Raw genomic sequence first — 17,420 nt, 5'->3', positions numbered from 1 at the left:
CGGGGATGGGTTTCGATCAGCTGCCGGATGTGGCCGGTGGTGCGGCCTGTGCCGGAGAGGGTGACGGCCGGGGGGACGGACGTGGCCCGGGAGAGGGACGTGGCCCGGGAGAGGGACGGCTGCCGCCGGCGGCCCGGCCGGCGGCGACCGCCCGGGCGGCCGGGGTGAGCCGCATCGCGCCCATCGACGTGTGCTTCACCGTCCACGGCTGCGGGGGCTCGGCGTGCACGCCCCGTTTCGGGCTGCCGGCGCCGTCGGTGAACTCCTCCTCGGTCATCGCCTGCAGCGCGCTGAGCGCCACGCCGACGATGGTGGCCGTGGTGATCAGGATGATCGGGACCAGCATGGTGAGCGGCCGGACCCCACCCGCGGGCGGTGCACCGGGCGTCAGCTCGATCGACATGGCGGCCATGCCGGTGTAATGCATGCCGCAGACGGCGAGGGCCATCACCGCGGCGGCGCCGGTCACCCGGGCCCAACCCTGCACCGAGACGGCGAACCAGAGGGCGACGGTGCTGGCCGCGACCGCGATCAGGCCGGACGCGACGACCAGGACCAGGTTGTAGTGGATGGTCGCGGAGAGACGGATGCCCTCCATGCCGGTGTAGTGCATGGCGATCACGCCGCCGCCGGTGAGCAGCCCGGCCGCCAGGGTCTTGGCGACGCTGCGGTCGCCGTGTCCGACGATCATCAGGCCGACGCCCACCGTGACCACCGAGAAGGCCAGGCTCAGCAGGGTCAGCGGTAGGTCGTACCGCACCGGGCTGACCGGCACGTCGAAGCCGAGCATCGCGGAGAAGTGCATGAGCCAGATCCCGCCGCCGCCGAGCGCGAACGCGGCGATCGCCAGCCACCTGTTGCGCCGGCTGCGGTTGTGGGCGTCCCGGGCCCGGCCGGTGCAGAGCAGACCGAGGAACGAGCCGAGGAAGGCCAGCAGGTAGGCGGCTATCGGGTTGTAAGCGCCGTAGGTGAAGTGATGGACGTCAGCCACGCGGGGATTGAGTCAGATATCCGCGGGCGTACATCGCACGTTGTGTGCGGCGGCGCACGAAAGAGAGAACCGGGGTCACCGAGGCTGTGTCCGTTTCGGACCAAGCCGCGGCGACCCCGGTTCAGGATCGAGAGAGCGGTTCGACGAGGGAGTTCAGGACGATCAGGTGAAGATGCTGACGCCGCCGGGGCCCACCAGGAGACCGACGATGATCAGTACGACACCCCAGAGGATCTGCCGCCGGAACAGCGCGAGAACACCGGCGACCACGAGGATTACGGCGAGAATCCAAAGCAGAAGGTCCATGTCATCTCGGATACCCGAAGCCTCGAAATCGGAAACCTGGGTTCAGGCCGGTACGAGTTCGGAATCCACGGACTCGGAGAGCAGCTGGTACACGTTGTACGCCTGCTTGATCACCGGGTGCGCGACGTTACGGACCGGCACCCCGCCGGGCGTACGGCCACGCTCCGATCCGTGGTGCGCGTGCCCGTGCAGCGCCAGCGCGGTCGGCGCCGAGTCGACCGCGTTGCCGAGCTGGTAGCAGCCGAGGAACGGGTAGATCTCCAACGGCTCACCGACCAGGGTGTCCGGCACCGGGGCGTAGTGGGTGAGCGCGACCAGCGCGTCGCACTGCACCGATCGCAGAGCCTCGCCGAGCCGGGTCGAGATGTCCTCGGTCACACCGACGAACGTCTTCATCTCGCGTTCGCCGAAGTTGCTGGCGCACGCCCCGGCGAACCCGCCGCCGAATCCCTTGGCGCCGGCGATGCCGAGCCGGTGGCCGCGAATCTCCAGAACCGTCGACGAGCACTCCAACACGGTGATCCCGGCGTCGGTGAGCACCTCGGTGACCTGTTGCTCCTGATCACTCTGGTGGTCGTGGTTACCGAGCACCACCACGACCGGTACCGCCAGACCGCCGAACTCGGTCGCGAAACACTTCGCCTCGTCGACGGTCCCGTGCCGGGTCAGGTCGCCCGCGACGAGGAGGGCGTCGGCACGGTCGGGCAGCTGCTCCAGGGCGGGCCGGTAGCGGCCCACCACGTCCTTGTCCACGTGGACGTCGCCCACGGCGGCGATCCGGATCATGAAATCTCCTCCACCTCGCTCGGCGCCTGCGCCCGGGTGATGCCGATGTCGCAGGTGATCTCGATCTCGGGGAAGTGGCTGGAGATCTGCCGGCAGACCTCGTCGCGCCGCTGCGCGCTCTCCACCTCCCCGCCGAGGACCACCACGTTGTCCCGGCGGTGCACGGTGATGCCCTGCTCGGCGACTCGATCATGTTCGGTGAGCAGGCGCTGGATCTCGGCTTCGAGATCGATCTGGTTGGTCATCTCATCCCCCTATCCGCTCCTTTGCGAAAGGCACCACGTCCAACCGGTCCAGGAGCACCAGGAACGCTTCGGCGTACGGCGAGCCTTCGGTCTCCCGGCGGACCCGGTCCCAGTCGATCTGCTCGCGCAGTGAGCGGGCGACCGGCAGCCCGGTGGCGAAGTCGCAGTAGTGCTGGCTGTAGCTGAGCAGCTTGTGCACCATCAGCCGGGACGCGGAGATCACCGGCATGTAGATCGCCTCGACCGAGATCTGCTCGGTGTCCTTGAGCGTCTCCTCGTCGACCGGTGACTCGACCGGGCGGTAGATCAGGTCCGCCATCCGGCCCTCGTCGTAGACCTTGACCAGCCAGTCCTCCGGCGGCTGTTCGGTCTCGAAGCCGACCGCGGCCAGTTCCTGCAACGCCCGTTCCTTGTCCTGTTCCCGGATCAGGAAGTCGACGTCGTGATCGCTGGAGTAGCCGCCGCGGGCGTAGACCGCGAAGCTCCCGCCCAGTGCGAAGGGGATGTCCGCGCTCTTCAGCGTCGAGGCGACCCGCTTCAAGGTGATGGCCAGACCCTCGTCCACACGGTGTGGCATGCCGTCCTCCTGTCCCGTGTCCGGTTCGTGAACGACTACCCGGAGTCGCGGCACCTTGAACCCACACGATCATTCTGGAGGACCGCCCGTGCCCGCCGGTGCGGAACAGAATGTGCCGACGGGAGCTACCGTGGGTCGGTATGGCTCTCCTCGCGCAGTCCGGTCCGGTCCCCGCCCCCTCCGGCGGGCCTCGCCGGATGCCGCGCACCATCGCCCTGGTCGGCATCGACGGCTCCGGTAAGACCACCCAGGCCCGTGTCGTCGCCGCCGAGCTGGCCGCCGCCGGGCACCCGGCGCGGTACCGGCAGAACGCCGGCGGCCGCCACTGGTTCGGCCGGATCGCGAAGACGGCCGGTCGCAGCGACGCCGAGGACCTGTTCGGGCGCCGCGGCACGCTCGTCGTCGAGTCGGCGCTGCGGTGGCTGGCCATCGCCCGGACCCTGCTGCGGCGGGCGGTCCGCCGGGAGATCGCGGTGATGGACAGGTATGCGGTGTGCCAGTACGCGAGCCTGCGCGCCCACGGGGCCCGCCCGGCCGCCGAGCGGTTCGCCCGCCTGGCCTACCGGCTGTTCCCGCGGCCGGACGTGACGTTCTTTCTGGCCGTCGACCCGGAGGTGGCCCGGGACCGGATCGAGCGCCGTGGCTACGACAGCGAGACCATGGACTACCTGCGGACCGCGGACCTGGCCTACCGCTCGCTACGGGAGTACCCGACGTTCGTGGTGATCGACGCGAACGGCACTCCCGAGCAGGTGACGAAGGCCATCCTGGCCGAGCTCGGCGCCTGAGCGACGGGTCAGGCCCGACCGTAGACCGGGATCTGCGCGCCGCTGATCGGCGCCGAGGCGTCCGAGGCGAGGAAGAGCACGGTCTCGGCGATCTCGGCCGGGCCGACCCAGCGGCCGTGGTCGGCGTCCGGCATGGCAGCCCGGTTGGCCGGAGTGTCGATCACGCTGGGCAGGACGGTGTTGCAGCGCACGTTCTTCGTGCGGTACTCGACGTCGACCGCGGCGGCGAAGGCGAGCACGGCCGCCTTGGCGGTCACGTAGCCGGCCGCGCCCGGGAACGGGGACTTCGCGGCCCGCGACGAGACGCACACCACCGAGCCACCGCCGGCCGCGATCAGGTGCGGCAGGGCCGCCGCCGTGGTCAGGTAGGTGGGCCGCAGGTTGATCGCCAACATCGCCTCGAAGTCGGCCACCGGGGTGTCCGCGATCAGGCCGGCCCCCGCGTAGCCGCCGACCAGGTTGACCGCCGCCCGCAGTGGCGCCTGCGGGTCGCTCGCGGCGCGGTCGGCCGCGGCCCGCACGTCGGCCTCACTGGTCAGATCCGCCTCCACGGCGACCACCCCGGCCGGCAGCTGATCGGCCGTCCCGGGTCGCACCGGGGCCACCACCCGCCAGCCCGCGGCCAGGAACGCGCTGATGGTGGCGGTGCCGAGCCCGCCGTTGCCGCCGGTGATCAGAGCCGTACGCGTCGAGATCATGGGAGCAGCTTGTCACACCGTCGTGGATGTGCTGTTCCTCACTTCTCCGTGGGAACCGGCCGCCACCTGGGAATGTTTCGCGCTCACCGGGCGTCACCCGTGTGGGCGAGTGAAGTGTGGCTTGGCGTGGCGCATTGTGACCGTGGTCCCGTTCGATCCGCGGGCACGAGCTTTCGCGGAGCCGTTTGTTTCAGGCTTGTCGAAGTCCAGCCGATGCTGCACATGAACCCCAGAGGCGCGAGACACGTACTCGGGGGTGACGAGCATCGCGTAGCGCAGGGTGATGCCCGTCGCTGTGACGATGAGAGGCCGATGGTGTTATGAAGCGGGTAGAGGGTAACCGATCGTCAGCACGACGATCGCGAAGATCCCGTATTCAGCTTCCGCGCACTGGGCTCTCAGGTACCACCCAGACATTCGTGACACTTTCGATCCACCAGCCGGAATCAGTGCGGCCAGCAATTTGTTGTGTAGATGTGTCAGCAACCGCAATGCACGAGCTGCGGACGTTACGGGAGAGGGCTGATGGACGCAGGTAATGCCCGTAACAGGGTTAGTGACGGCAATGAGGGGACCGTGGGCAACGTGGAGAAGAACACCGTGATGCGTACCGACCAGGTCGCTGAGGAGCGCGACCTCGTTGGAGTCTACCTGCACGAGATCTCCCGGACGCCGCTGTTGGACGCCGCACGGGAGGTCGAACTCTCGAAGGCTATCGAGGCGGGCCTCTACGCCGAGCACCTGCTCGAGACGGGCGAGGAGCGCCGCGGCGTCAGCCGGGAGGAACTGGAACGTCTCGTCACCGAGGGCCAGCGCGCGAAGGACCTGTTCATTCGGGCCAACCTTCGTCTGGTCGTCTCCATCGCACGCCGCTACGTCCGGTCCGGCATGCCGATGCTGGACCTCATCCAGGAGGGCAACACCGGCCTGGTCCGCGCGGTCGAGAAGTTCGACTACGAGCGCGGTTACAAGTTCTCCACCTACGCCACCTGGTGGGTGCGCCAGGCGATCAGCCGGGCCATCGCCCAGCAGGAGCGCACCGTCCGGCTCCCCGTCCACCTGGTCGAGGACGTCAACCGGATGCGCAACGTCACCCGGCAGCTGGTTCGCGAGCTGGGCGCCGACCCGGAGCCCGAGCAGATCGCGGCCGCGCTGGGCGTCACCGTCGAGCGGGTCAACGAGCTCACCCGCTGGGCGCAGGACACCGTCTCGCTGGACACCCCGGTCGGCGACGACGGCGACACCAACCTCGGTGACCTGGTCGCCGACAGCGACGCCCCGAGCCCCGAGGAGATCGTCCTCAACGCGCTCGAGCGGCAGCGCATCGAGGGCCTGCTCAACCACCTGGACGACCGGTCGGCCGGCATCATGCGGGCGCGGTACGGCCTGGAGGACGGCCGCGAGCACTCGCTGACCGAGGTGGCGTCCCGCTTCTCGCTGAGCCGGGAGCGGATCCGCCAGCTCGAGATCCAGGCGCTCGGCCGGCTGCGTGAGCTGGCTCGGGCCGAGGGTCTGCAGGCCGCCTGACCAGTGGTTCTCTGAAACGATCAAGGCCGGTGCCTCAGACGGGGCACCGGCCTTCTCGTGTCTGACTGTCGAGGTCCCGGCTGGTCCATCGACTTCCGGCTGGTCCTCAGGGCTGCCGCAACGGTGCTGCGACAGCCCTGGGATCCGGTCGGATCTGCTACTTGACCCGGCCGTAGCCGTTCGGGGTCATGATGTCGATCGTGCGATGCAGTACGTCTCGGCCGGCCGACGGGGCGTCGATGATCTTGCCGCCGCCGACGTACAGGGCGACGTGCCCGTTGCTCCGGTAGAACACCAGGTCACCGGGTTGCAGATCGGCGCGGCTGATCCGGGCGGTGGCACTGTACTGCGCGGCGGCGTTGTGTGGCAGCGACTTGCCCGCCGCCGCCCATGCCGCCGAGGTGAGACCCGAGCAGTCGTACGAGTTCGGGCCGGCGTCGCCGTAGCCGTACGGCTTGCCGATCTGGTTGAACGCGAACGTGACCGCCTTGCCGGCCGAGCCCGGGATGTCGGGGATCGTGCCGGTGTAGGAGCCGCTGTTCTCGGTGGCGCTGCCGTAGGCGGTCTCGCGCATGTCGTACAGCTTCTCGAGGTCGCCCTCGATCTTCTTCTTGCGATTGACCAGTTCAGTGGCCTGGGCGGCCTGCTTGTCCTGGGTGACCTTGAGCGCGGCCTTGCGTTCGGCGAAGGTGGTCGTGGTCTCGGTGAAGGTGTCGATGTCCTGCTGGTTGGACTTGGTGATCTGGTCGAGCACCGCGAGCCGCTCCAGCAGGGTCGCCGAGTCACCGCTCACCAGCACCGTCATCGCGCCGGTGCGGCCCTGCATGTAGGTGGTGGTGGCGATGGTCTGCACCTTGGCCGTGGCGGCGGCGAGCGCTGCCTGGGCAGGCTTGAGGGAGGACTCCAGCTTGGCCGCGTCGGCCTTGGTGGCCTTCGCGTCGAGCCGGAGCTTGTTGTACTGCTCGGTGACGTCCTCGAGTTGCTCCGAGGCCTTGTCGATCTTCTTCTTGAGCTCGGCCTCGGACGGCGCCGCATGGGCAGCCGTCGCTCCCGACGTCGTGATCGCGAACGCCGTCAGCGCGACCACGAGCGCCCGGAACCGGGTACGGGGGTGTGGCACTGGTCAGGGGCCTTTCTTCCGCTTGGCCGCCTACCGGGTCGGCGGGACCGTCGGGCTGGAAGAAGACCCTGTCCGCGTGTGTATCCGGTCCGGTTGCGGCGTCCGGCGCCCCTGGGGGTGGGAGCCGGATCGCCGCGCGTCATTCGGCGGCGTTGGCCGGCGCCACCCGAGGGTTTGTGGCTGCGGACCGGACCAACCGCATTAACCTATCGACGGAAGAAAAGAAATCAAGGCCTGGCCGAGTGATTTTCACCAATGGCCGGACTTGCGAGAATAGTCCCGATAACGGGCTGTTATTTGACCGCCGCTGAGCGTTAATTCGTCGCGGTAATCGGACTATTCGCTCAGTGCCGGGACGGCGGCCGGAACCCAGTGGCGGCTCACGTGACGCTCGGCCCAGAACGAGAAGAACGGAACCGTCCCGGCCAGCATGACGAGCAGCATCCGCTTGAACGGCCACGGCACCCGCCGGGACAGGTCGAAGGTGCACGCCAGGTAGACCATGTAGAGGAAGCCGTGGAACTGGCCCACCGTCTTGACCAGGGTGTCGTCGTCGGCCGGGCCGTATTTCAGCACCATGCCGACGGTGAGGACGAGCAGGACCACGCCGACGATCCAGGCGATGATCCGGTAGCGGGTGAGGGCTCCCTGCACGGCGGGTGGCTCCTTGCTTCCTGTGGCGATGCTTTATGTGGTGATGCGGCCGGGGTAGTCGGACGGGCGCGCGCCGGGATTGGCGGCCAGCCAGGCCAGATAGTCGTTGTAGGCGTCCAGCTCCGGGTCGGGTGCGCTGCCGGCGGCGGGCTCGACCGCGACCCGGACCGGGCGGCCCAGGGTGACCGGCGCGCCCGGGACGGCCGGGGACGGCGGGGCGGGCGGCTCGGCCGCGGTCGACGGCGCGCCCGCGGCCCTACCGAGGGCGAGCTGAACCTCGCGCCACCAGATGAACACGACGAACCCACCGAAGACCGGCCACTGGAACATGTAGCCCCAGCTGATCGAGTTGCCGTCGGCGGCGCGACTGTATTGCCACCAGCCCAGGGCCAGGCACCCGACGGTCAGGACGAGCGCCAGGAGATGACGGGCCATCCACGCCGGTGTCCACAGCCCTCTCATGCCCTCGAGCCTACCGGCGGGTTTGGCGGCGGCCCGCTCGGGCAAGCGGTGCAATCGAGTGGAGCCGGAAACGACGGGAGGCGCACGACGATGAAGGCACGACACGACGAGGGCGCGGCGGTGACCTTCGACACCGGTATCGACCCGGCCGGACTGTCCGACGACGACCTCTTTCGGGAACTGGCCAGCCTCTACCGGACCCGGCTGCACACGCTGCGGCACGGCCCGGACGCGGCGCTGGAGAACCACTTCAAACGGACCGCCGAGCTGGAGACCGAGTACATGGCCCGGTATCCGGGGCGCGAGGTCGACCCGGAACGACTCACCCGGGACTTCTGAGCGGAGGCTGTTTGGCGAACTCCGGGGCGTGATCCACGTCACACCCGCTCATGGAATCACCGGGTGGTGCCGACGGTTGTGAACGGATGCCGGTGTGCCCAGTGTCCCCGGGCCTCACCCAACGCCTGCACGGAATACCGTTCGGCTGGAGCCGTGTTGAGCCACTCGCCGCGAGGCGACCTGCACACCGGCATCCGCGCCGCCTCCCGGACCACCGGGGGGCGGCGCAAAACTTTCCGGGACAAAATTTCCGCACCCGGTTTATCCAGGCAACACCCCCCGATCGTGGCACCTGATCGCGCACGATTCCGGATAGACGTGGCAATATCCGTCGAGTGTCTGCCCCGAAACGTCGTGTCCCGGCCGCGCAGCGTGGCGCCCGGCTGGCCCGGCGCACCCCCAAAGACGGCACGTCATCGCTGACCCCGCGCCGCGGCTCGCGGCACACGGCTCCGGTCACCGGCGCCATCACCGGTGGGCCACACCCGGTGGAACTCGCCGGCCTCCTGCACGAGGTCACCGTCCGCCTGCTCACCGCGGACTCCCTGCATCAGGCCCTCGACCGGTTCGCCGCGTTCGCGACGGCCACTCTGCCCGGCATCGTCCGCTGCTCGGTCGCCCTGATCGGCGAGGGCGGGCCACTCACCGCGGCCGGGTCCGGCCCGGCCGGTGAGACCTTCGATCAGCAGCAGTACGCCGGAAGCACCGGCCCGGGCATGGAGGCGGCCCGCACCCGCACCGTGGTGACCGCGGACGACCTGCCGGCCGACGAGAGATGGCCGGAGTTGGCCGGCGCGGCCCGAGCCGACGGCCTGCGGGCGGTCGCCGCGATCCCGCTGGACGTGCGGCGGACCGCGGTCGGGGCGGTCAGCATCTACCCGGACCGGGCCGGTGCGGTGGACCCGGAGGTCCTGGTGACCGCGATGGCCCTGGCCGGCCAAGCCGAGGTGCTGCTGGGGGAGCTGCACCGCCGGGAGGCGCTGACCGAGGGCGCCGAGGTCGACCGGGCGGCCGGGGTGATAATCGCGCAGCGAGGCTGTGGCGTCCAGGAGGCCTACGCGGTGCTCCAGGAGAGCGCCCAGCGCCTCGGACTGGACCGGGGGACCGTGGCCACCCGGCTGGTGGCCGCAGCCGCCCGTAACAGCTCCTGAACGGCCGATGGCGTACCCGGACGACCCGGGTACGCCATCGTGGCGTCAGCCGGCCTTCTGGACCGACTGGACGACCTCGAACTCCAGGAGGCTGGCGCCGGAGGCCACCGGCTTGGCCCGCTCGCCGGCGTGTGCCTCCTTGGCGCCGCCGTTCGCCCAGTTCTGGAAGTCCTCCTCGGACTCCCAGCGGGTGTAGACGAAGTAGCGGGTGTCGCCGGCGACCGGGCGCAGCAGCTCGAAACCGAGGAACCCGGGCGAGTTCTCCACGGCGCCGTGCCGGGCCGCGAACCGCTTCTCCAGCTCGGGGCCGGCGCCCTCGGGGACCTCAATCGCGTTGATCTTCACAACAGCCATGCGGTCACGCTACTGCGCGTTCCTGGGAGGGTTGCCCGACGGCACCGGGGGCTCGGTCGGAAGATCCGCGCCGCCCGTCTTCACCGCCGCCTCCGCGCCGCCTGCCTTGACCGCCGCCTCCGCGTCGCCTGCCTTGACCGCCGCCTCCTCGGCTCGGGCCTGCTGGGCCGAGCGCTGCGAGAGCGGAAGCTCGGGCAGGAAGAAGACCACGATCAGGCCGAGGATCATCACGAAGAACGCGATCAGGTAGACCACGTGCACGCTGTCGGCGAAACCGACCTTGAACGGGTGCGAGATCGGGTCGGCCAGCTTGCTGAGGAACGACGTGTCGCTGAGGCCTGCGCCGCTCATCGCGACCTTCAGGGTCTCCGCCTGCGACGGGTCGGCCGCGATCGCCTGCTGGAACGCCGGAGTCGGCTGCGCCTCGGCGTACGCGTCCTGGATGTTGCCGGGCAGCACGTTGAACAGCACCGACAGGAAGACCGCGGTGCCGAGCGTGCCGCCCATCGAGCGGAAGAACGTGACCGCGCCGGTGGCGGTGCCGATCTCCCGAGGCGACACCGCGTTCTGCACGGCGGTGATCATCGGCTGCATGTTGCTGCCCAGACCGAGGCCCATCAGCACCATCACCAGCATCACCCGCCACAACGGGGTGTCCGCGCCGATCAGCGAGAACAGGTAGAGCGCGGCCACCATGAAGACGCTGCCGACGATCGGGAAGATCCGGTAGCGGCCGGTGCGGGAGATCAGCTGGCCGGAGATGATCGAGCCGGCCATGATGCCGACCACGAACGGGATCATCTGCAGGCCGGCCAGGGTGGCCGAGGAGCCCTTCACGATCTGCAGATACAGCGGGACGGTCATCAGGCCGCCGAACATCGCCATGCCGAGGATGGTGCTGGCGGTGACGCCGACGGCGACGGTGCGTTTGCCGAGCAGGGCCAGCGGCAGCAGCGCCTCGTCCTTGTAGGCGCGCTCGGCCAGGATGAAGCCGATCAGGCCGAGGGCGCCGACCACGAAGCAGGCGATCGAACGGCCGGAGTCCCAGCCCCACTCGCGGCCCTGCTCGGCCACGGTCAGCAGCGGCACCAGGGCCAGGATCAGGGTGAGCGCGCCGGGCCAGTCGATGCGGTGGTCGACCCGGTGGTGCGGCAGGTGCAGCACCCGGGCGACCACGGCCATCGCGGCCAGGCCGATCGGCACGTTGAGGTAGAACACCCAGCGCCAGCCGTCGGTGCCGAGGATCGTGTCGGCGCCGGCGAAGAAGCCGCCCAGGATCGGGCCGAGGACACTCGCGGTGCCGAAGACGGCCAGGAAGAAACCCTGGTACTTGGCGCGCTCACGGGGCGGGACGATGTCGCCGATGATCGCCAGGGCGAGCGACATCAGGCCGCCGGCACCGAGGCCCTGGATGGCCCGGAACGCGGCCAGCTGCCACATGTTGTCGGAGAGGCCGCAGAGGAACGATCCGACGATGAAGATGCCGATGGCGAGGAGGAAGAACGGGCGCCGGCCGTAGATGTCGGACAACTTGCCGTACAGCGGCGTGGAGATCGTCGAGGTGATCAGGAAGGCCGTGGTGGCCCAGGCCTGCAGGTCGAAGCCCTGCAGGTCGTCGGCGATGGTCCGGGTCGCGGTGGCCATGATCGTCTGATCCAGCGCGGCGAGGAACATGCCCATCATCAGGCCGCCGAGGATCGTCAGGATCTGGCGGTGGGTGAATTCCACCGGCGCCGACGCCGATGGGCTGGGTGGCTCACGCAGTCTCCCGTGGGGGTGATGCCGGGTCGGAGCGCAGGTGCGCCTCGACCGCGTTGTTGAACTCTTCGAAAAGATCCGTGAAGGCGGCGACCCGGTCGGCGGGCCAGTCGGTCAGGACCTGGGTCAGCATGTCCACCCGGGCCTGGCGCACCCGCTCGCAGGCGGCCACCCCGGCCTCGGTCACGGCCAGACGTGACGCGCGGCCGTCGGCCGGATCCGCCTCACGGCGGGCCAGACCGGCCTTGACGAGCTGGGCGGCCTGGCGGCTGACCGTCGACGGATCGGCCCCCTTCACCTCGGCCAGATCGGTCACCCGCATCGGCCCCATCGCGCGCAACGGTGGCAGCAACATCAGCGCGGAGAACTCGGCGCCGAGATCTCCCGTCTTGAGCATGCCCCGGAATCGCGCGCCCATCCGGACCAACCGCGTGATTTCGTCGGCCAGCCGGGTGGATTCGTGTTCGTGCACGGGCGTGGTCCTCCGGATCGAGATATGCGTGTAGCTTACAACTAGTTGCGTGATGAACGCATACGCCAGATGCCTGTGGTGAGCGTCTCGGTCTCCTCCAGCGTGCGGGGGACCGGTACGACGTACTCGGTGACCAGATCGAAGAGACGCTCCGGGAAGAAACCCCGTCCCGGGTCGCCGACCAGCACCTCGGCGCCCGCCTTCCGGGCGGCGCGCAACTGGGCGACCATCTTCGGGGCGACCACCGGGCTGTAGAAGACGTCCCCGGCCAGCAGCACCTGGGGATCGTCGAGCCGGCCCACGAGGGACAGGCCGTTGGCCGACGCGTTGCGGTGCGCCGCCTCGACCGCGGCCGGGTCGATGTCGGTACAGGCCACCGCGGCGGCCCCGGCGTAGGCGGCGGCGATCGCGGCCACCCCGGAGCCGGTGGCCACGTCCAGCACACGGCGCCCGGCGACCTCGGACGGGTGATCCAGCAGAAAACGAGCGAGTGCCTGACCGCCCGCCCAGGCGAACGCCCAGAACGGCGGCGGCCGGTCACTGCGGAACTCGCCGCCGGTCAGGTCGAACAGCCCGACCGGTTGGGTGACGAGATAGAGCGAGAGCTCCGGGGCCAATGGCACCGGCGACAGGGTGGTGGGCAGCACCCGGTGATTGTCCTGGAACTAGCCGATCGGCTGCGGCTCGCCCGCCATGATCAGTTTCGTCCGGTACTCGGCGCGGGCCTCGGCGGCCCACGGGGCGTCCTCGTCCTCCAGCAGCGGACGCGACGCGAGGAAGGCGGCGGCGGCCAGAGGGCGGGCCGCACGGGCCGGCGGGCGCTCGGCGGCCAGCGCCACCAACTGGTCGAACGTCGCGGTGTCCACGTGCACCCGGTCGCGGGCCAGGCCGACCCGGCCCCGGCGGGACGTGATCACCGACTCCCGGTGACCGACGCCGGGCTCCAGGCGGTCCCGCAGGATGCCCAGATCGTCCTTCAGTGTCGTCGGGGAGACACCGAGCGTGTCGGCCAGCTCCACAAGCGACCACTCACCCCGCAACGCCAGTAGGGCGAGGAGGTGACGCGGCCGGGCGCCGCCGAAGTCTTCCCCGGTAAGGCGGATGCCTCGGGTGCGGACCTCGAGAACGCCGAAGAGCTGGATGTCGTGCATGATCCAGAACTCTGCTGTTTCAGGTGTACCAGCGGCAAGCCCCAAAGCGAGGGGGTGGGGTTGACCGAAAGACGCATCATCGGGTCCGCTCGGAGGCATCCGGCCGTCGGGCGTACGGGTGGGCAGCCTGTTGGTAGGGAAGGCAGTCCGTCGGGTAATCCTTAGACTGCGCGGAGCCCGTCGGGGGCACATCGAGGAAGGTGACGTATGGACAGCGGCGACACGATCACTGTGCTCGTCGTCGACGGTCACCAGACCTTCGCCGAGCTTCTGGGGCACGCTCTTGCAGGTCAGGCCGACCTTCAGTGGGTCGGGCACGCGCGCACCGGGGCGGAGGCGCTACGGCTCGCGGCCGAACTGCTGCCCGATGTGATCGTGATGGACCCGGAACTGTCCGATGCCGACGGCATCGCCATCGCCGAACTCATTCGGGTTAGACAGCCCGCCTCACGTGTGGTGATCCTCACTGCCAGCGAAGATCAAACCCTCGTTCGGCGGGCCACCACCGCCGGTGCGGCCGGGTTCCTCTCCAAGAACGGTGCGCTCGGTGACGTACTGAATGCATTGCGCACCGCCCACCGCGGCAGCATGACCGTCTCCACCGACATCCTCGCCCGCCTGCTGCGCAGCACCACCCCGGCGGTGGCCGGACAGCGCGGCAACGGGCTCACCGCGGGTGGTCTCACCCAGCGCGAGGACGAGGTACTGCAGCTGATGGCGGCCGGTCTGGACGCTCGCGCGGTGGCCCGCCGGCTGGGTATCAGCGTGCACACGTGCCGCGGCTATCAGAAGGCGGTGCTCGCCAAACTGGGGGCGCACAGTCAGCTCGAGGCGGTCGCGATCGCCACCCGGCGGGGACTGGTTCGACCTGACCCACGGTAAACATTCCTGTCACTCATCCGGAAGAGCGGTTCCTTACGTACTTCCTGCGGGGGACATCGTGGGTGCGCTGCGCAGGGAGGAATCGTGGACCGTACCGCTCCGGCCGGAGTGCCGGGGGAGGAGAGCTCGGCCTTGCCGCTCAGACGGCGGCAGCCGGCTCGGGAGCCGGACGCCGACAGTGGGGACAAGCCGCTCGGCTGGTTCGGCGATCCGAAACCATCCGAGTCAGGGTCGATCTCGTCACCGGTAGCCGCTCCGGGCTCACCGGCTGTTCCGTCGCCGGGCTCACCGGCTGTTCCGTCGCCCCGGGTTTCGGGGGGCGACACGTCCGCTCCGGAGTTCGGGCCGGCGTCGCCCGGTGGGCCGGGACGGGTCTCCTTCGGATTCAGTGACGGGCCGATCGGCGGGGCGCGTGTGGGGCGCGGCCGCGGCATCGACGACACGGGGGGTCTGCGTCGGGTCTCGGACGACACCGGCGGTCTGCGTCGGGTCTCGGACGACACCGGCGGTTTGCGTCGTGTCTCGGATGACACCGGTGGTCTGCGGAAGGTCTCCGACGAGCCGTCGACGGGTGGGTTCCGGGCGGCCGGTGACGATCTGCCGCGACGTGGCCGGTCCGGATGGGACTCGGGGGCGTCGTCCTCCTCTTCAGAGGATCTGCCGATCGTCCGCACAGGCGGCAACGGCACCGACACGCCGTCGTGGAGCAGTGATCCCGACCCGTTCAGCGTCGGGATCGGGTCGCTGCCGGCCGACGCCGCGTCGAGCACACCATGGCCGGATTCGTTCGCGGCGGGCTCGTCCTCGTCGGGCGGCTGGGCGGGCGCCGGAACCGGTGCCTCCGGTGGCTGGGACCGTCGCGACGAGCCGGTCATGTGGTCCGACACCCTGCCGGGCGGCGGCACACCGTCCGGGCCGGTGGCCACCCTGTCCAACGGGCCGATCTCCGGACCACCCGGGGCTTCGACGCCGGGGATGACACCGCCCGGGACGCGGCCGCCGCGCCGGCAGTCCCGACTCGTCACCGCCGGCATGGCGGTGCTCGGCGTCGTCGCGCTGGCCGTGGTCGCGCTCACCGGGGTCGTCTACTACTCGGGCGACGACAACCAGATCGCCGACCTCATCGGTGGGGGCGGTGGGGATCAGCGGGTCGTCAGCGGGCCACTGGAGGATCGGACGATCGCCACGTTCGAGATGCTCGCCGCCACCGACCGGGTGCAGCTGCGGATCGCCGACCTGGGCGACGACCTCTACCAGATCAGTTCGCCGGAGGGCGCCGGCATCAAACCCAGCGCGGAGATGCGCGACGACCGACTCCGGGTCGACGTGACCCGCGACGACGCCGGTGTCGGCGGTGAGGTGGAGGTGGTCCTGGCCGCGAAGGTGCGGTGGACCATCCGTTTCTCCGGCTACTCGGCCGAGCGGATCGTCGACTTGAGCGCCGGCCGGGTCCGTGGCATCGAGATCGTCGGTGGCACCCGGCGGGCCGAGGTGACCCTCGCCGAGGCGGCCGGCACGGTGCCCATGAAGATCACCGGCGGGGTGGAGGAACTGGTCCTGCGGGCGCCCACCGGCAGCCCGGTGCGGATAAAGGTCGGCGGCGGCGCCGGCACGGTCACGGCCGGTTCGCGGACCCTGCGGGACGTGGCGCCCGGCTCGACTCTGACCCCGAAAGACTGGACCACCGGCAACAGGTACGACGTCGACGCGGTCGCCCCGGTCACGCTGCTGACGGTCGAGACCACCTGACCTGCCCGGTCAGGTGGTCCCGGCCGCCGGAACTCAGTTCAGCACACGCAGCCGGACGGTCTGCTCCATGTCACGGAGCTGGTCCAGCACCTCGTCGGGGTAGCCGCGGGCGATGTCGGTGATCAGGTAGCCGTACTCCCCGCGGGTGCTCAGCATCTGGCCCTCGACGTTGACGTTGTGCTCGGCGAGGATCCGGTTGACCTGTGCCAACACACCCGGGGTGTTCTTGTGCATGTGCACGATGCGGTGCATGCCGGGCAGCTCGGGCAGGGTGACGCCGGGCAGGTTCACGCTCAGCGAGGTGTTGCCCTCGGTCACGAACTTGGCCAGCTTGTTCGCCACGAAGCCGCCGATGTCGGACTGCGCCTCCTCGGTCGAACCGCCGATGTGCGGGGTGAGGATCACGTTCGGCAGGCCGCGCAGCTCGGACAGGAACTCGTCGCCGCGGCCCTTCGGCTCGGCCGGGAACACGTCGACCGCGGCACCGGCCAGGCGGCCGCTCTTCAACGCGTCACGCAGCGCCAGGTGGTCGACGACGATGCCCCGCGACAGGTTCAGGAACAGGCTTCCGGGCCGCATCTTGGCGAACTGCTCGGCGCCGAAGAAACCGGCGTTACCGGGACGGCCGTCGACGTGCATGGTGACGATGTCACTGGACTCCAGCAGCTCGTCGAGGCTGGCGCAGCGGTGCGCGTTGCTCAGCGCCAGCTTGTCCGAGGTGTCGTAGAACGACACTGACATGCCCAGGTTCTCCGCCAGGACCGACAGCTGGGTGCCGATGTTGCCGTAGCCGATGATGCCGAGACGACGGCCGCGGATCTCGTGGGCGCCGTCGGCCGACTTGTCCCACACGCCGGCGTGCATCAGCGCGTTCTTCTCGGTGAGGCGGCGGGTCAGCGCGATGATCTCGGCGATCGCCAGCTCGACCACCGAGCGGGTGTTCGAGAACGGGGCGTTGAACACCGCGACACCACCGGCCGACGCGGCGGCCAGGTCGATCTGGTCGGTGCCGATGCAGAACGCGCCGATGCCGACGAGCTTGTCGGCCGCCTCCAGCACCTTCGCCGTCACCTGCGTCTTGGACCGGATGCCGAGCAGATTGACTCCGGAGATGCGCTCGATCAGCTCGACCTCGTCGAGGGCGTTGCGCAGGGACTCGACCTGGAAGCCGTCCTCCTCGAGGCGGGAAACCGCGTCGGGGTGGATGCTCTCCAGAAGCAGGACTCGCACCTTGGGCTGCTCGGTCATCGTTTTCCGTTCCATGATTCGGTTGGGCGCCCGGGCCGCCACGCCGAAGCCCAGTTCACGGGCGTCAAGCCTAGTCTCCCGGCGTGCCGGGCCCGGTGCGGTGTGCTTGAGGTCCCATCTACCGGTCAACCCCGTAACTGTTACGAGTCGGCAGCGGGTGTG

Annotated in this window: 21 protein-coding genes; 6 read left to right on the top strand and 15 right to left on the bottom strand. The window is 69.7% G+C overall.

Going from position 1 to position 17,420, the window contains the following annotated elements:
• Positions 1-16: 16 nt before the first annotated feature.
• The 5 genes from Q0Z83_RS38360 to Q0Z83_RS38340 form a co-directional block, all read right to left on the bottom strand.
• Positions 17-991 (bottom strand): MHYT domain-containing protein, encoded by a 975-nt coding sequence (locus Q0Z83_RS38360; protein ID WP_317788230.1) that lies wholly within the window; start codon positions 989-991, stop codon positions 17-19.
• Positions 992-1,153: 162 nt separating this feature from the next.
• The gene (locus Q0Z83_RS38355) at positions 1,154-1,297 is read right to left on the bottom strand and encodes a GPGG-motif small membrane protein (protein ID WP_170167261.1); all 144 of its coding nucleotides are present in this window, start codon (positions 1,295-1,297) and stop codon (positions 1,154-1,156) included.
• Positions 1,298-1,339: 42 nt separating this feature from the next.
• Positions 1,340-2,083, bottom strand: coding sequence for a metallophosphoesterase family protein (locus Q0Z83_RS38350; RefSeq protein ID WP_317788228.1), 744 nt, complete (start codon positions 2,081-2,083; stop codon positions 1,340-1,342).
• Positions 2,080-2,328, bottom strand: a complete 249-nt coding sequence (locus Q0Z83_RS38345) for a hypothetical protein (protein ID WP_317788227.1) — start codon at positions 2,326-2,328, stop codon at positions 2,080-2,082. Before Q0Z83_RS38345 ends, Q0Z83_RS38350 begins: the two co-directional genes overlap by 4 nt.
• A gap of 1 nt (position 2,329) precedes the next feature.
• The gene (locus Q0Z83_RS38340) at positions 2,330-2,905 is read right to left on the bottom strand and encodes a nucleotidyltransferase (RefSeq protein WP_317788225.1); all 576 of its coding nucleotides are present in this window, start codon (positions 2,903-2,905) and stop codon (positions 2,330-2,332) included.
• A 197-nt stretch (positions 2,906-3,102) separates the two neighbouring features.
• Between Q0Z83_RS38340 and Q0Z83_RS38335 the strand changes: the two genes are divergently transcribed.
• A complete protein-coding gene (locus tag Q0Z83_RS38335) occupies positions 3,103-3,693 on the top strand; it encodes a dTMP kinase (protein WP_317797232.1) in 591 nt (196 codons plus the stop codon).
• A gap of 8 nt (positions 3,694-3,701) precedes the next feature.
• Here Q0Z83_RS38335 and Q0Z83_RS38330 read toward each other — a convergent pair whose 3' ends face one another.
• Entirely contained in the window at positions 3,702-4,388 is a 687-nt protein-coding gene (locus Q0Z83_RS38330; protein WP_317797231.1) for an SDR family NAD(P)-dependent oxidoreductase, read from the bottom strand.
• A gap of 528 nt (positions 4,389-4,916) precedes the next feature.
• Between Q0Z83_RS38330 and Q0Z83_RS38325 the strand changes: the two genes are divergently transcribed.
• Positions 4,917-5,918, top strand: coding sequence for a sigma-70 family RNA polymerase sigma factor (locus Q0Z83_RS38325; RefSeq protein ID WP_093620358.1), 1,002 nt, complete (start codon positions 4,917-4,919; stop codon positions 5,916-5,918).
• Positions 5,919-6,075: 157 nt separating this feature from the next.
• On the opposite strand, the gene Q0Z83_RS38320 is transcribed toward Q0Z83_RS38325, so the two are convergent.
• The 3 genes from Q0Z83_RS38320 to Q0Z83_RS38310 all read right to left on the bottom strand — a co-directional run bounded on the left by Q0Z83_RS38320 (position 6,076) and on the right by Q0Z83_RS38310 (position 8,154).
• A complete protein-coding gene (locus Q0Z83_RS38320; protein ID WP_317788224.1) occupies positions 6,076-7,038 on the bottom strand; it encodes a C40 family peptidase in 963 nt (320 codons plus the stop codon).
• Positions 7,039-7,374: 336 nt separating this feature from the next.
• The gene (locus Q0Z83_RS38315; protein ID WP_317788223.1) at positions 7,375-7,692 is read right to left on the bottom strand and encodes a DUF3817 domain-containing protein; all 318 of its coding nucleotides are present in this window, start codon (positions 7,690-7,692) and stop codon (positions 7,375-7,377) included.
• A gap of 33 nt (positions 7,693-7,725) precedes the next feature.
• Positions 7,726-8,154 (bottom strand): hypothetical protein, encoded by a 429-nt coding sequence (locus Q0Z83_RS38310; RefSeq protein ID WP_317788222.1) that lies wholly within the window; start codon positions 8,152-8,154, stop codon positions 7,726-7,728.
• A gap of 90 nt (positions 8,155-8,244) precedes the next feature.
• On the opposite strand from Q0Z83_RS38310, the gene Q0Z83_RS38305 reads away from it, so the two are divergent.
• Both Q0Z83_RS38305 and Q0Z83_RS38300 read left to right on the top strand, forming a co-directional pair.
• The gene (locus Q0Z83_RS38305; RefSeq protein ID WP_317788221.1) at positions 8,245-8,493 is read left to right on the top strand and encodes a DUF6158 family protein; all 249 of its coding nucleotides are present in this window, start codon (positions 8,245-8,247) and stop codon (positions 8,491-8,493) included.
• Between the two features lie 335 nt (positions 8,494-8,828).
• Positions 8,829-9,644, top strand: a complete 816-nt coding sequence (locus Q0Z83_RS38300) for a GAF and ANTAR domain-containing protein (protein ID WP_317788220.1) — start codon at positions 8,829-8,831, stop codon at positions 9,642-9,644.
• A 45-nt stretch (positions 9,645-9,689) separates the two neighbouring features.
• Here Q0Z83_RS38300 and Q0Z83_RS38295 read toward each other — a convergent pair whose 3' ends face one another.
• Genes Q0Z83_RS38295 through Q0Z83_RS38275 form a run of 5 tightly spaced genes read right to left on the bottom strand, consistent with a single transcriptional unit; the run spans position 9,690 to position 13,379 of the window.
• A complete protein-coding gene (locus tag Q0Z83_RS38295; RefSeq protein WP_317788219.1) occupies positions 9,690-9,998 on the bottom strand; it encodes an antibiotic biosynthesis monooxygenase family protein in 309 nt (102 codons plus the stop codon).
• A gap of 9 nt (positions 9,999-10,007) precedes the next feature.
• Positions 10,008-11,726 carry an MDR family MFS transporter gene (locus Q0Z83_RS38290; protein WP_317788218.1) on the bottom strand — a complete coding sequence of 573 codons (1,719 nt, stop codon included), beginning with the start codon at positions 11,724-11,726 and terminating at the stop codon, positions 10,008-10,010.
• Between the two features lie 28 nt (positions 11,727-11,754).
• The gene (locus Q0Z83_RS38285; protein ID WP_317788217.1) at positions 11,755-12,228 is read right to left on the bottom strand and encodes a MarR family winged helix-turn-helix transcriptional regulator; all 474 of its coding nucleotides are present in this window, start codon (positions 12,226-12,228) and stop codon (positions 11,755-11,757) included.
• A gap of 41 nt (positions 12,229-12,269) precedes the next feature.
• Positions 12,270-12,872 carry a class I SAM-dependent methyltransferase gene (locus Q0Z83_RS38280; protein WP_378078909.1) on the bottom strand — a complete coding sequence of 201 codons (603 nt, stop codon included), beginning with the start codon at positions 12,870-12,872 and terminating at the stop codon, positions 12,270-12,272.
• 21 nt (positions 12,873-12,893) lie between these two features.
• Positions 12,894-13,379: an HTH domain-containing protein gene (locus Q0Z83_RS38275; RefSeq protein ID WP_317788215.1), complete on the bottom strand. Its 486-nt coding sequence runs from the start codon at positions 13,377-13,379 to the stop codon at positions 12,894-12,896.
• A 207-nt stretch (positions 13,380-13,586) separates the two neighbouring features.
• On the opposite strand from Q0Z83_RS38275, the gene Q0Z83_RS38270 reads away from it, so the two are divergent.
• Positions 13,587-14,261 (top strand): response regulator, encoded by a 675-nt coding sequence (locus Q0Z83_RS38270; RefSeq protein WP_093620368.1) that lies wholly within the window; start codon positions 13,587-13,589, stop codon positions 14,259-14,261.
• Positions 14,262-14,675: 414 nt separating this feature from the next.
• A complete protein-coding gene (locus Q0Z83_RS38265) occupies positions 14,676-16,010 on the top strand; it encodes a hypothetical protein (protein ID WP_317788214.1) in 1,335 nt (444 codons plus the stop codon).
• Positions 16,011-16,043: 33 nt separating this feature from the next.
• Here Q0Z83_RS38265 and serA read toward each other — a convergent pair whose 3' ends face one another.
• Positions 16,044-17,258, bottom strand: coding sequence for a phosphoglycerate dehydrogenase (serA, locus tag Q0Z83_RS38260; RefSeq protein ID WP_449701846.1), 1,215 nt, complete (start codon positions 17,256-17,258; stop codon positions 16,044-16,046).
• Positions 17,259-17,420 lie beyond the last annotated feature (162 nt).

This window comes from Actinoplanes sichuanensis (assembly GCF_033097365.1).
Lineage (GTDB): Bacteria > Actinomycetota > Actinomycetes > Mycobacteriales > Micromonosporaceae > Actinoplanes > Actinoplanes sichuanensis.
The sequence above is the reverse complement of the archived record's forward strand: the minus strand, read 5'-3'. Positions and strand labels throughout refer to the sequence as shown.